The sequence below is a fragment of the uncultured Microbulbifer sp. genome (assembly GCF_947489355.1).
Classification (GTDB): domain Bacteria; phylum Pseudomonadota; class Gammaproteobacteria; order Pseudomonadales; family Cellvibrionaceae; genus Microbulbifer.
This window is the reverse complement of the sequence record NZ_CANLDD010000006.1, coordinates 1-12,776: the sequence shown is the minus strand read 5'-3', so window position 1 is coordinate 12,776 and position 12,776 is coordinate 1. Positions and strand designations below refer to the sequence as shown.

Annotated in this window: 8 protein-coding genes; 7 read left to right on the top strand and 1 reads right to left on the bottom strand. The window is 56.0% G+C overall.

The annotated features are described in order from the left end of the window. The first annotated feature begins 198 nt into the window (after positions 1-198). The 6 genes from Q1A48_RS04480 to Q1A48_RS04455 all read left to right on the top strand — a co-directional run bounded on the left by Q1A48_RS04480 (position 199) and on the right by Q1A48_RS04455 (position 9,914). Positions 199-771, top strand: a complete 573-nt coding sequence (locus Q1A48_RS04480; protein ID WP_299941774.1) for a YfiR family protein — start codon at positions 199-201, stop codon at positions 769-771. Positions 772-1,098: 327 nt separating this feature from the next. After that, on the top strand, positions 1,099-2,247 hold the full coding sequence (carA, locus tag Q1A48_RS04475; protein WP_299941771.1) for a glutamine-hydrolyzing carbamoyl-phosphate synthase small subunit: 1,149 nt from the start codon (positions 1,099-1,101) through the stop codon (positions 2,245-2,247). A 112-nt stretch (positions 2,248-2,359) separates the two neighbouring features. Then, positions 2,360-5,587 (top strand): carbamoyl-phosphate synthase large subunit, encoded by a 3,228-nt coding sequence (gene carB, locus Q1A48_RS04470; protein ID WP_299941768.1) that lies wholly within the window; start codon positions 2,360-2,362, stop codon positions 5,585-5,587. Between the two features lie 85 nt (positions 5,588-5,672). Further along, on the top strand, positions 5,673-6,149 hold the full coding sequence (gene greA, locus Q1A48_RS04465) for a transcription elongation factor GreA (protein WP_299941766.1): 477 nt from the start codon (positions 5,673-5,675) through the stop codon (positions 6,147-6,149). Positions 6,150-7,038: 889 nt separating this feature from the next. Then, on the top strand, positions 7,039-8,199 hold the full coding sequence (locus Q1A48_RS04460; RefSeq protein WP_299941763.1) for an NnrS family protein: 1,161 nt from the start codon (positions 7,039-7,041) through the stop codon (positions 8,197-8,199). Positions 8,200-8,711: 512 nt separating this feature from the next. Then, positions 8,712-9,914, top strand: a complete 1,203-nt coding sequence (locus Q1A48_RS04455; RefSeq protein ID WP_299941760.1) for a serine hydrolase domain-containing protein — start codon at positions 8,712-8,714, stop codon at positions 9,912-9,914. Between the two features lie 191 nt (positions 9,915-10,105). Here Q1A48_RS04455 and Q1A48_RS04450 read toward each other — a convergent pair whose 3' ends face one another. Continuing rightward, complete coding sequence (locus Q1A48_RS04450) at positions 10,106-10,897, bottom strand: PhzF family phenazine biosynthesis protein (RefSeq protein ID WP_299941757.1); 792 nt, start codon at positions 10,895-10,897, stop codon at positions 10,106-10,108. Positions 10,898-11,173: 276 nt separating this feature from the next. Here Q1A48_RS04450 and ubiM point away from each other — a divergent pair, with 276 nt between their 5' ends. Then, positions 11,174-12,340, top strand: coding sequence for a 5-demethoxyubiquinol-8 5-hydroxylase UbiM (gene ubiM / locus Q1A48_RS04445; protein WP_299941755.1), 1,167 nt, complete (start codon positions 11,174-11,176; stop codon positions 12,338-12,340). Positions 12,341-12,776 lie beyond the last annotated feature (436 nt).

Sequence of the window (12,776 nt, the reverse complement as noted above, 5' to 3'; positions counted from 1 at the left end):
TAAAGGCCTTGCGCCGACCCGGTGAGCTAAACTTGCGGAGTGGCCGGGCTTTTTTGCAAAGCGCAAGGGAGTCCGGGGAAGGTCCCTCGCCACAGGTGCCCATTGACCGAAACCGTTTGTCGGGTGGTAGCTCCCTGGGAACAGGGCGGGGCTGTTGCCTTGTGGGCAAATGGTGCAAGCCGCAGGGATTGAAGAACCGTGAACACACACAATGCTCGCACTTCCCACAGCCTTCTTGCACGCTTTCTACTGCTGGTATCGCTGGCTGCCCCAGGCGCCCAGGCAGCGGTGCAGCTCTCGGATACCCCCCTTGGACGGCGTGTGATGGTGGATTACATTGTGCATTTTGCCTACCATCTGCAATGGCCGGTCAATGCCTTTGCCAACCGTAATGCCCCTTTCCGCGTGTGCCTGATGGGCGGAGATTCCCTTGGTGAACCCCTGCAGGAGCGCTTCAGAAACCAGCGTATCGACGGGCGCAGGGCGGAGTTTGAGAAGGTCGACCTGCAGCAGATGCTGCGCGCCCGCAAGTGCCAGATTGTCGTGCTCGGCCCAATGGCGCGCGCCAGCCTGCTCAAGACCCTGGTGGCGCTGGAATTTTTCCCTGTCCTCACTGTAAGTGATGCCGAGCGTTTTGCTGCAACTGGCGGTATGGTCGAGTTTGCCGATAGCGGTGGTGAAGTGGCCGTGCGTATGAACAAGACCATGCTGGAGAAGGCGGAGTTGAAGATGGGTACCAGCCTGTTCCGTCTCGGGCGCGAGGCCAACTGAACGGGAGCCGCTCGATTCCCTCGGCATATTTTTGCACTGGCATCCGGGCGCGGATTCGGGTAGAATCTGCGCCCGGATTTAGGTCTGTGGCGCGGGGCTGAGTTGTGCCGTGCAGGTCCGCGGAAAACCGGTGGTAAGCAATGGCCAGTTTGTGAGTGCCGAGTGTGGGCAGAATTTTAAAGCGGGATGAAGCTGTCAGGTTTCATCTCGCTTTTTTATGCGCGCACTAGCCAGAGATGCCCACCTGTTCAAGGCCCACGGCCCGCAAGCCGCTGTGAAGATCGGAGTTCCAATTTGACTAATGCTGTACCCTCGCCGGAGACCTGTATGTCCCTCGACTTTTTGCACACGATAACGCCCGCCCTGCTGGTGCTCGCAGATGGCAGTGTCTTTGAGGGACGCGCAATCGGGGCCCACGGCAGCTCTGTGGGCGAGGTCGTGTTCAATACTTCAATGACCGGCTATCAGGAGATTCTTACCGATCCCTCCTACGCCCGCCAGATTGTTACCCTGACTTACCCGCACATCGGCAATACCGGCACCAATGGGACAGATGAAGAGTGCGCAGAAGTCTGGGCCGCGGGCCTGGTGATCCGGGATCTGCCCCTGCTTGCCAGCAGTTTTCGCAACAAGCAGCCCCTGCAGGACTACCTGCGCGAGCGCAATATTGTCGCTATCGCCGATATCGATACCCGTCGCCTGACCCGCCTTTTGCGCGACAAGGGTGCGCAGAACGGCTGTATCGTGGCAGGTGAGAATCTCGATTGCGCAAAGGCTTTGGCAAAGGCCAAAGCCTTTGCCGGCCTCAAGGGGATGGATTTGGCCAGGGTTGTGACGACCAAGGATTCCTACCCCTTTAATGCAGGGACCTGGGCCCTGGATGCCGGACACAAGGCAGCACCGCCACAACCGTTCAAGGTGGTGGCCTACGATTTCGGTGTAAAACGCAATATCCTGCGCATGCTGGTGGATCGCGGCTGCAATATTACCGTGGTACCGGCGCAGACACCCGCAGCGGAAGTGCTGGGGATGAACCCCGACGGCATCTTCCTGTCCAATGGCCCCGGTGACCCGGAACCCTGCGACTATGCGATCGCTGCTATTCGTGCATTGCTCGACACGGGTATTCCCACCTATGGTATCTGCCTGGGACACCAGCTGCTCGGCCTGGCCGTGGGCGCTAAAACCTCCAAGATGAAATTTGGGCACCACGGCGGCAACCACCCGGTGCAGGATCTGCGCAGCGGCAGGGTGATGATCACTGCGCAGAACCACGGCTTTGCGGTGGATGCGGACGCCCTTCCCGAGAATGTGGAGGTAACCCATAAATCCCTCTTCGACGGCACCCTGCAGGGCATCCGCTTGACAGACAAGCCGGCCTTCAGCTTTCAGGGGCACCCGGAGGCGAGCCCGGGCCCGCACGATCTGGCACCTTTGTTCGACCAGTTTATCGATTTGATGAAAGTGCGCACCTAAGCGTGCCGCTGTCTGCAGCAGTGAGAGAACCGCCGCTTCTGCGGCGGTTTTAACAAGACACGAGTGAAAATGAGCGCAGCCGGCCATTAGCCGGTAGTAGAGCGGAAGAAAGATGCCAAAACGCACAGATATCCAAAGCATTCTGATTATCGGCGCCGGCCCAATCGTGATCGGCCAAGCCTGCGAATTTGATTACTCTGGTGCCCAGGCCTGCAAGGCGCTGCGCGAGGAGGGTTACCGGGTCATTCTGGTGAACTCCAACCCGGCCACCATCATGACCGACCCGGCCATGGCCGATGCTACCTACATCGAACCCGTGGAGTGGCGTACCCTGGCCAAGATCATCGAGCAGGAGCGCCCCGACGCCATCCTGCCCACGATGGGTGGTCAGACCGCGTTGAATTGTGCCCTGGACCTGGAAAAGCACGGCATCCTGGAGGAGTGGGATGTCGAGCTGATCGGTGCGGACAAAGATGCCATTGAAAAGGCGGAAGACCGCGACCTGTTTGACAAGGCGATGCAGGCCATCGGCCTGGAGACGCCGCGGGCCAGGATTGTGCACTCCATGGAAGAGGCGAAGGCAGTCCCGGAAGCGTTCGGTTTCCCGGTGATTATCCGCCCGTCCTTCACTATGGGCGGCTCCGGTGGCGGTGTGGCCTACAACTGGCCCGAGTTCGAGGAGATCTGCAAACGCGGTTTCGATCTGTCCCCCACCAATGAACTGTTGATCGACGAATCCCTGCTGGGCTGGAAAGAGTACGAGATGGAGGTGGTTCGCGATAAGCGCGACAACTGCATTATCGTGTGTTCCATCGAGAACTTTGATCCCATGGGGGTGCATACCGGTGACTCCATCACCGTGGCGCCGGCGCAGACCCTCACCGACAAGGAATACCAACTGATGCGCAACGCCTCCATCGCGGTGCTGCGCGAGATCGGCGTGGAGACCGGTGGTTCCAACGTGCAGTTCGGCGTCTGCCCGAAGACCGGCCGTATGGTGGTGATCGAGATGAATCCGCGGGTATCCCGCTCCTCGGCGCTGGCCTCCAAGGCCACCGGCTTCCCGATTGCCAAGGTGGCGGCCAAGCTGGCGGTGGGTTACACCCTGGACGAGCTGCAAAACGATATCACCGGCGGTGCTACACCGGCCTCCTTTGAGCCGTCCATCGACTATGTGGTGACAAAAATCCCGCGCTTCACCTTCGAGAAATTTGGTGAGGCCGACGCGCGCCTCACCACCCAGATGAAGTCCGTGGGCGAGGTCATGGCCATCGGCCGCACTTTCCAGGAGTCCCTGCAGAAAGCCCTGCGCGGCCTGGAAGTGGGTAGCTTCGGTCTGGAGAGCAAGATCGATCCCGGCGAAGATGGTGCCGAGAACCGCTTGCGCAGCGAGCTCTCCGTGCCGGGTGCCGAGCGCATCTGGTACCTGGGCGATGCCTTCCGTATGGGGATGAGCGTAGAGCAGGTATACGAGCTGTCTGCTATAGATCCCTGGTTTTTGGTGCAGATCGAAGAGCTGATCAAGATCGAAGAGCCGCTCAAGTCACTGCCCACTTCGGCACTTCGAACTGAGCATATGCGTTTTCTCAAGCGCAAAGGGTTCTCCGACCGGCGCCTGGCCGATCTGCTGGGCGTAAGCCAGAAGACCGTGCGTGAACTCCGTCATAAGTTGGGTGTTTTCCCGTCTTACAAATGTGTGGATACCTGCGCCGCCGAATTTGCCACCTCCACCACCTATATGTATTCCACTTACGATGAGGAATGTGAGGTGGTGCCCTCCGACAGGAAGAAAATCATGGTGCTGGGTGGTGGGCCCAACCGTATTGGCCAGGGCATTGAATTTGACTACTGCTGTGTGCACGCGGCACTGGCTATGCGCGAGGATGGTTACGAGACCATTATGGTCAACTGTAATCCGGAGACGGTTTCCACCGACTACGATACTTCCGACCGCCTCTACTTCGACCCGGTCACTCTGGAAGACGTGCTGGAAATTGTCGCCAAAGAGAAGCCCCAGGGTGTCATTGTACAGTTCGGTGGCCAGACTCCTCTGAACCTGGCGCGTTACCTCGCCGCCGAGGGGGTGCCCATTATCGGCACCACGCCCGAGCAGATCGATCGCGCGGAAGACCGCGAGCGCTTCCAGCAGATGATCAAGCGACTGGGCCTCAAGCAGCCGAAAAATGCCATTGTGCGCTCGGTCTCAGAAGCGATCCAGGCCGCCAAGGATGTGGGTTACCCCCTGGTGGTGCGCCCCTCCTATGTGCTGGGAGGCCGCGCCATGGAGATCGTCTACAAGGAAGATGAACTGCTCAACTACATGAAAGAAGCGGTGCAGGTTTCCGACGAGGCGCCGGTACTGCTGGACCGCTTTCTCAATGCTGCCATCGAGGTAGATATCGATGCGGTGTCCGATGGCCATGACGTTGTAATAGGCGCCATTATGCAGCACATTGAGCAGTGCGGTGTACACTCCGGTGATTCCGCCTGCTCTCTGCCGCCCTACAGCCTGCCGGTGGAGGTGCAGGACCGTATGCGCGAGGAAGTCAAAGCCATGGCGCGTGAACTGGGTGTGATAGGCCTGATGAATACCCAGCTGGCTTATCAGGATGGTGAGATTTACGTGATCGAAGTGAATCCGCGCGCCTCCCGCACGGTGCCGTTTGTCTCCAAGTGTATCGGGGTTTCCCTGGCCAAGGTCGCTGCGCGCTGTCAGGCGGGTACCAGCCTGAGAGAGCAGGGCTTTACGAAGGAAATTGTGCCGGATTACTTCTCTGTGAAAGAGTCGGTATTCCCGTTTAACAAGTTCCCGAAAGTGGACCCGATTCTCGGGCCCGAGATGAAATCCACCGGTGAGGTTATGGGGGTCGGCGCGACTTTCGCGGAGGCGTTCGATAAAGGGCTGGTGGCTGCTGGCGACCGACTGCCGATGTCGGGGCGTGTATTTATTTCTGTGCGCGACTTCGACAAACAGGACGCCGTGGGTGTCGCGCGGGACCTTGTCGCCCTGGGTTTTGAGCTGGTGGCCACTCGCGGTACTGCCAGGGTCTTGCAAGAGAGCGCCATTCCCGTTACAACCGTGAATAAGATGAGTGAAGGTCGTCCGCACATCGTGGATATGATCAAAAACGACGAGATTGCGCTGGTGGTCAATACCACCGAAGGGCGCCAGGCGATTCGCGATTCGGCGGATATCCGTCGCAGCGCGGAGAATCACCGGGTGTGTTATACCACTACCCTGACGGCCGCCCAGGCCATGGCTATGGCCATGCGTCAGGAGCAACCGCTGCAGGTGCGCCGTCTGCAGGACCTTCACCAGCGCGTAGTCAAGCTGTCTTAAATTTCTAAACCAACCTATGAGTTGCGGGCGGACCCTGTGAAGTTCCAGGGTTCGGTTCTGCAGTAACTACCATGGAGGCCCCACATTGAACCGGGTACCAATGACCGTTGAAGGCGCCGACGCATTGCGTTCAGAGCTGGAAAATCTGAAGAAAGTGGAGCGCCCTGCCGTAGTGCAGGCTATTGCGGAGGCGCGCGAACACGGCGACCTGAAGGAGAATGCCGAATACCATGCTGCACGGGAAAAGCAGGGTTTTATTGAAGGCCGCATCCAGGAAATTGAAAGTAAACTGTCTCATGCACAGGTCATAGATATTAAGTCGATTGAGCCAAGTGCCAGGGTGGTTTTCGGTAGCACAGTCACGATTATTCATTTGGATAACGACCGCGAAGTCACCTACAAGATTGTAGGTGATGATGAAGCCGATGTGAAAAAACGCAAGATCTCTGTGAATTCCCCCATTGCGCGGGCGTTGATCGGCAAAGAAGTTGGAGAGGTTGTTGTGGTACATGCGCCTTCCGGTTCGATGGAATACGAAATTGACGCCGTGGAACATTTGTGACCGGGTGTTCTTTTCAAAGCGGATTTCCACTTGGCTGAATGCCGGTCATTAACAGTCCGGTAGCCAAGTCGGTGCCAGGTTAAGCAGGGCACCTGAGTGAGATTTTCTTTTTCCAAGGCGTTTTCCGTTACGATTTTTATTGGCCACTCTCGGATGGGTCCGTTTCGGTTACAACAGAAACTGATAAGTCGAAGCCAGCCCCGCGATCGTCTTGGTCGCGGTGGGCATTTTTTCCTGCGAGGTCTATGGTGCGGACTTCGGCTCCTTTTATCATCTGTGCGAACTCTGGTGAAAGTTGCGCTGGTTTGAATGAATACCTTGTTGAATGTACGTCGTATATTCCCTCTCAAGAGGTAAAGAGAGGTTGGGTAGGAGCGCTTTGGTTTTCCTTGCCAGGCTGGTAAGGGAAACAACTGAACTGATCGGGATTAAGCAGTCACCCCCCCTTTTTTTATGCGCAATGCCTGGAAGTACGGATAACCCGGCAACCTGTCGATTGCCGGATTTGTTTGTATCATTGAATGCCTGCTGAAGCGGGTCGCGAGATACCTTGCCTCCCTGAAGGGTTATAGTTCCCGACTTTCAACATTTTGCAATTGGCGATTAACTATTGGTGTTGGTTGAGTGAAAATGAACACCTCACTCAATCTCTGGAATGGTATTTCAGGTCATTGTAATCATGGGTGCGCAAGGATTTTTCGCCGCTTCCCAGGGTGGACGCTTGAGCGGAATCAGGGTATAGATTCCTGGCAGATGCTAGGGTGTGCGCGGGAAGGCTCTGTAACCTTCAGCACAGATGAGATGATATTGCTCAATGGATGGAGAACCCGGAGCCGGTTAAGCATTTGCCCTGGGGAAAACAGCCCAGTTTTTAGAAGGAGAGTAGATTGTGATTCCCATCGTCGACCGCGCACGCGCAGAATCCATTTCGCCTATTTGGCGTATGCCTTTCCGGCCTTTTTTCTGGGGCGCTGCCCTGTGGAGTATGATCGCACTTTTGGTATGGCAACTGCAGTTGTCCGGATGGCAGCTGCCCGCGTTGCGCGGTGGGGTTGTCTGGCACTCCCATGAAATGCTGTTTGGGTTTGCAGCAGCGGTGGTGGTCGGCTTTCTCGGTACCGCCATGCAGACCTGGACCGGAATTCCCTCGCCGAAAGGGGTCCAGTTAATGAGTTTGGTGGGATTGTGGCTGCTGGCGCGTTTGGGGTATCTCTTCTCGTCGGTACCGCTGTGGATACCTGTCTGCACAGAGGTGGTGTTTTTCCTGTTGGCCGCGTTTCTGTTGGGGGCAAGGGTATTGCGTACCAGGCAGTGGCGCAATCTGTTTGTATTGCCTGCCATGCTGGCTTTTGCCGGGTTATCGGCCTGCCACTGGCTGTTGCCAGGGGCCCAGAGTCGAGTGGCATTGCTCGCCCTTTTACTGGTGACAGCCATTATTCTGGTGATTGGTGGGCGGGTGATTCCCTTTTTTACCGCGCGGCGTTTCCAAGTGCGTCCGCGTGCGCAGCTGCCCTTTGCCGAGTGGGGTACGCACATTGCCGCAATACTGCTTTTACTGTGCGTGGCTGTGGGATTGCCCCGGGAGATTTGGGCCGCACTCGCCCTGATACTCGGTGTATTGCAGCTTGTGCGTGTATTGCGCTGGCATCCCACCCGGATCTGGGCTGAACCGATGGTCTGGTCTCTGCACTTGAGCTACTGGCTTGTCGTTCTCGGCTGTTTTCTCGCCGCACTGGCCTGGAGCGGTATAGCGCCATCCTGGCACAGTCCCGCCCTGCATGCCTTTGCTGTGGGCGGTATCGGCGGATTGATTCTGTCGATGGCCAGCCGCGTGAGCCTCGGGCATACCGGTCGGGTGTTGAAGGCGCCGCGCCTGATGCCGCTGGCATTTGCAGCGCTGGCATGCTCGGCCTTGGTGCGCGTGTTCTGGGCATCTGCACCCACTGGCTTTCTTGTGGCCATCGTCACTTGGATCGTGGGGTATGCACTCTTCCTATTGTACTACACTCCGGTCCTCTTCCGGCCCCGCTGCGATGGCCACCCCGGGTAAGTCCCGGGGTGGCTTCGGGTAGCTGCCAGCTTTCTGGTTAAGCAGATATTTGGCTGCCAGTGCGCTGGGCAGGGACACCGTGCTCTTAGGGTGCTGATATGGAGGGAAAAATTCTCCGATAGTCTGTCAAAACCCAACGACATCTGGAATAGCAGTGGCACCGGGTTGCCTCGGGTGAGAATGAATGTTCCAATAGATGCCAAAGGGGGGGTAATCACGGTGGACATTGTGTAGCCGAAGGTTTGCAAGAGCGCTCGAGTGATCCACGCTTTTTGTCTGCCCCGGATAGATTTCAACCGGGTTTTACGGCTGACTTGTTAATAGCACCTGGAAACACATTAATTCGATCAGACGCTCACTTGTATTCTGGAGCGACTCAATAAACTCCTTTTCCCGATTGTTCAATTCCCAAGGCTGCGAACATGCAGATAAGAATTAAAATCTGACACAGGTTCTTTTGAAGCAGCGAAACCGTTTAATACAGATTAAAAGAAAAACAGCGTGAATAGGCTATGAAAAGAATTCTGGTAGTTTTGATTGTTATCGGGTTGACCAATTTTGCCAGCTCTGCTGAAAAGCAGCTGGTGCGCTTGGATGGCAGTACCATTTCCTCCAGTCAATTGACGAACAAAATCACCCAACTGACCAATGCGGCTCAGGTACAGGGTTTGACTGTCACAGTGTTTAACAATGGCCTGCCGGTATATTCTGAAGCGTTTGGGTTTGCCGACCTGCCAAATAAAAAACCGCTCAAAACCACCACAGAAATGTACGGCGCTTCGCTGAGTAAAGCGGTTTTTGCTGTTTTGGTATTGAAGCTGGCGGACCAGGGTATTATAGATCTGGATAAACCGCTTCAATCGTATTTGAAAGAGCCACTGTGGAAAAGCCAGAGTGATGGCGGAAATGCATGGCACAAGAATTTAGGGGATTTGCGCCAAGCACCGCGATATCGGAAAATCACCGCACGCATGTGCTTGTCTCATACGACCGGATTGCCAAACTGGCGCTGGTTTGAACCGGATCATAAACTGCGTATTCATTTCGAGCCGGGAGAGCGATACAGTTACTCTGCAGAGGGGATGGTGCTTTTACAGATTGTGCTGGAAAAGCTGACCGGAAAATCTGTGGAACAGCTGATGCGGGAAAATATTTTTGCCCCATACGGAATGGCTATGTCCAGTTATACCTGGCAATCCCGCTTTGAGCGCGATTATGCTTTGGGGCATGGGGCTGACGGCAGCACCTTTCCTCGGGATAAAGATAATGCGGCCCGTGCACCCAGTACTCTGGAAACCACAACCCAGGACTATGTGCGCTTTATGACTGCGATACTGGATGGTGATGGCATCAGCAAAATGGCTCTCGAAGAGATGTTCAGTCCGCAGATACGGATTCGCACTAAAACACAGTTCGGCCCCGGTGCCGGAGAAATCACCGATCGTGATGATGATATTCGGCTCAGCTATGGCTTGGGTTGGGGGTTGTTTCACACCAAATACGGTTGGGCGGCCTTTAAAGAGGGGCATCATGATGAGGGCTTTCAGAACTTCTCGATGATTTATCCCGAGACGGGTACGGGAGTCTTGTTGATGAGTAATAGTAACAATGCGGAAGGCATCTTCGATTATCTGCTTTCGCTAACTATTGCTGAGCATGATTTTCCGATGCACTGGGAAGGCTTTATCCCGTATGATCAAAAACCGCTTAAATAAGTGCGCTTTAGTGCATCGACAGGCGGTACCGGGTGAGATTTGCTTTGCTGGTATTTACGCGGTGGAAAATTTGGCCTGTCGATAACCGCCAAACAGGCCCTTGGCATAGATCAAACCGGCCTGGTGCCTACCGATTGCGGCAGGAGATACATGGGGACTTTTTGACCGATTCAATACCATTGCCGGGTAAATTATAGTGTGATGGTGCCTTTCAAGTATTGAACCGCCTTGCCGGAAATAATGACCCGATCCTCCTTGACTTGGCAGTTTAGCAGCCCTCCCCGTTTGGATGCCTGGAACGCAGTCAGTTGGGATTTGTCCAGCTTTTCTGCCCAGTAGGGGGCCAGTCCCGTATGGATGGACCCGGTTACAGGGTCTTCAACGCCACCATTGGTGGGCCAGAAATATCTTGAGATGAAATCGTATTGTGCGGATCTGGCTGTCGCCACCACATCAAAGGGGGCGAGAGTTTTCAGTTTTGCCGAGTTCGGCTTCAGGTTGTAGATATCCTCTTCCTTCTCGTAAATCGCAAAATATGCCTGATGGTTGCGCAGTATATCCGCCGGTTTAATAGATAGCCCTGCAATTAGGTCATTGGGTACATGCGTTACCGGATGCGGAGCCCGCTTGGGAAAGTGCATGGTGATATAGCCATTGTCGGCTCGGGCAACGTACATTTTCCCCACAGCCCCGGCTGAAAAGTGAACGCCCTGCAATGAGGGATTTTCGGAGAAAATCACAAAGGCCGAGGCCAGGGTGGCATGACCGCAAAAATCGATTTCAGTCACGGGGGAAAACCAGCGAATCCGGTACTCGCTGTCAGAGCACTTCAGCAGAAAGGCGGTTTCAGACAGGTTATTTTCCGCAGCGATTGATTGCATCAAATCATCCGCAAGCCATTGCTGCGTGATAATGACTGCTGCGGAGTTGCCTTTAAACAGGGTGTCGGTAAAGGCATCTACAATGGTGATTTCGAGCTGCATGGTTTGCTCCTCTTTTTCCATATCCTGTGCGTATTATTCTGTGAATAATCACTGTGCCCTGAGCGTAGTTACTGCGGTTATTGCCTTTAAGCCGGTAAAAGGGTGAGGTCAACGGTGAAGCCTGTTGATCTGCCACTGATTCTACCTGTTTCCTGATCTGTGTCAGTACCCGGTAATAGCCCTTTCTTTAAGGTCCCCTACAACTCGGCGGCTGTAGCCGAAGGTGCCAGTTGAGAAAATGGTTTGGCGGTGGACTTGCCGTCAGGGGGGACAGAAATGTTGCAAGCAGATGTCGCAATTGTTGGGGCGGGGCCTGCAGGGCTGGCGTTGGCGGTGGCACTGGCCAGACGTGATTGCCGGGTAGTATTGCTGGAGCGCCAGAGTGAGCAACATGTCCTCAGCCCGGATGATGACGGACGAGAGATTGCACTAACCCACAAATCCGTGAGGATATTGGAGAATCTGGGGGCTTGGCAGCGACTGCGCGACGATGAAATCGGCACACTGCGATCTGCACAGGTTGTGGACGGATACGCCCCGGCCAGTTTGAATTTTGGTACCCGCGGCGGCGGGCCCCTTGGGTTTATTGTATCTAATGCGACTCTCCGGCGCGTGCTCTATGAGGTGGCTCGGGAGGACCGCAAGATACAACTCTGCAGCGGCTGCACAGTAACTGGGATCATAGCCGAAGCGGGCCGGCGAGTGCTGGGCTATGGGGAGGACGGGAGTATTGCTGCAGCACTGGTAGTGGCGGCGGACAGCCGTTTTTCTGAGGTGCGGAGAATGGCGGGTATCGGTGCAGATATGCGCGACTTTGGTCGTGTGGCGATTGTCGGGCAGGTGCGCACTGAACGGGCGCACGGTGGTGTCGCGCGGGAATGTTTTCGCTATGGCTCTACCCTGGCGCTGTTGCCCCTGGCGGAGTGTCACGCCTCCTCGGCAGTGGTGACCGTGCCCGCCAGTTGCACTGAGGCGGTTATGCAGTTAAGTGATGCAGCGTTTGCCGCCTGGGTGCAGGCGGAAAGTGCTTCGCAGCTTGGCGCGGTCGAGACCTGTGGCCAGCGCTACAGCTATCCACTGGTCGCTATGTATGCACACCGGTTCTATGCTGAGCGCTTTGCCTTGGTGGGGGACGCCGCTGTGGGTATGCACCCGGTGACGGCGCACGGCTTTAATCTCGGGCTTGCCGGTGCAGATACCCTGGCGCGTCAGCTGCAAGGGGTTGCCCGCCTGTATCAGCCTGCGCGGCTCGGGCGCGCACTGTCCCGCTATCAATTTCAGCACCGCCTGGAGACTCGCCCGATTTACTCAGGGACCAATCGGGTGGTGGGCCTGTTTACCAATGATCGTCTGCCTGCGAAGTTGCTGCGCAAGGCAGTGCTGCGTGTGAGTGATCACTTTGCGCCAATTCGTCGGGCTATCGTGCACCAGCTCATGCGCTAACGAGGATTGTGGGAGCGGTGAATATAGCAAATTGGCCAGGTTTAAAGTGGCTAAAAAGAAAGAGCGGATAGCGGCGGAAGCAGGCCCGCCAGGTGTCGGGATTGGCCGGGCCGCCAGCCGGCTTGCTGGCAGCCCGGCGCAGGTGGTCAACAGTGGAGAATGACCTCTTGCGGGATTTTCTTCCTTTTCTATACTGATCTGCGGGATAGGGCGGGTGGCTTTCCGCCCAGAGTAAAAACAAATGCCAATTACGGCTTGACTCACTTGGGCCGCAGCCATAGAATTCGCAGCCTCTTGAGTGGTTGGGTTAGTTAGCCCCGCCGCAGGGAAACTAAGATTGCCAGGCTTCGTTTCCTGGAGTTGTTGCGGGGTGGAGCAGCCTGGTAGCTCGTCGGGCTCATAACCCGAAGGTCGTAGGTTCAAATCCTGCCCCCGC

What these genes read in the sequence shown, in the direction of transcription:
- Q1A48_RS04450 (WP_299941757.1), bottom strand. Translation starts at nt 10,897, where the DNA reads ATGCAGCTCGAAATCACCATTGTAGATGCCTTTACCGACACCCTGTTT.
- carB (WP_299941768.1), top strand. Translation starts at nt 2,360, where the DNA reads ATGCCAAAACGCACAGATATCCAAAGCATTCTGATTATCGGCGCCGGC.
- Q1A48_RS04455 (WP_299941760.1), top strand. Translation starts at nt 8,712, where the DNA reads ATGAAAAGAATTCTGGTAGTTTTGATTGTTATCGGGTTGACCAATTTT.
- carA (WP_299941771.1), top strand. Translation starts at nt 1,099, where the DNA reads ATGTCCCTCGACTTTTTGCACACGATAACGCCCGCCCTGCTGGTGCTC.
- ubiM (WP_299941755.1), top strand. Translation starts at nt 11,174, where the DNA reads ATGTTGCAAGCAGATGTCGCAATTGTTGGGGCGGGGCCTGCAGGGCTG.